This window comes from Streptomyces sp. SID11385 (genome assembly GCF_010548245.1).
Lineage (GTDB): Bacteria > Actinomycetota > Actinomycetes > Streptomycetales > Streptomycetaceae > Streptomyces.
In genome coordinates, this window is record NZ_JAAGLR010000092.1 from 1 (window position 1) to 608 (window position 608).

A 608-nucleotide genomic window follows, 5' to 3' on the forward strand; every position below is an offset into this window, starting at 1 on the left:
CGACCGGCGCAGCGGCTACCCCTTGCAGATGGTCGTCCGGGCCGCGGACGCGGGGTGGCGGGTACGGGAGCACGACGTGCCGTACCTGCCGCGCACGGGCGCGTCGAAGGTGACCGGTACCTGGCGCGGTACGTGGCACGCGGTCCGGGACATGCGCCGGGTCCTGGCCGAGGGCGTGGCGGCGGAAGGGGCCGGACGGTGACGACGCTCCTCGTGATCGCCAAGGAACCGCGCGCGGGCCGGGTCAAGACGCGGCTGACGCCGCCGTTCACGCCCGCCCAGGCCGCCGCGCTCGCCGAGGCGTCCCTCACCGACACGCTGCGCACGGTCGCGGCGGCCCCCGCCACCCGGCGCGTCCTCGTGCTCGACGGGACCCCGGGCCCCTGGCTGCCGCCCGGCTTCGACGTCGTCCCGCAGTGCGCGGGCGGACTGGACGAGCGACTGGCCGCTGCGTTCGCGGCGTGCGCGGGACCCGCGCTCCTGATCGGGATGGACACCCCGCAGGTGACCCCCGCGCTGCTCGACGTCCGCCTCGCGAAGGGCGAGGCCGTCTTCGGGCCCGCCCTCGACGGCGGCTTCTGGGCGCTCGGCCTGGCCGCCCCCGCCCC

The 608-nt window shown here is 78.0% G+C and carries 1 protein-coding gene and 1 pseudogene; both read left to right on the forward strand.

Going from position 1 to position 608, the window contains the following annotated elements:
* Window positions 1–202 (forward strand): annotated as a pseudogene (locus G3I42_RS03255) (glycosyltransferase); the annotation flags it as partial.
* Window positions 199–608 (forward strand): DUF2064 domain-containing protein (locus G3I42_RS03260; protein ID WP_164282334.1); only part of this gene is annotated, 410 nt, incomplete at its 3' end. The pseudogene G3I42_RS03255 and the gene G3I42_RS03260, both read left to right, overlap by 4 nt.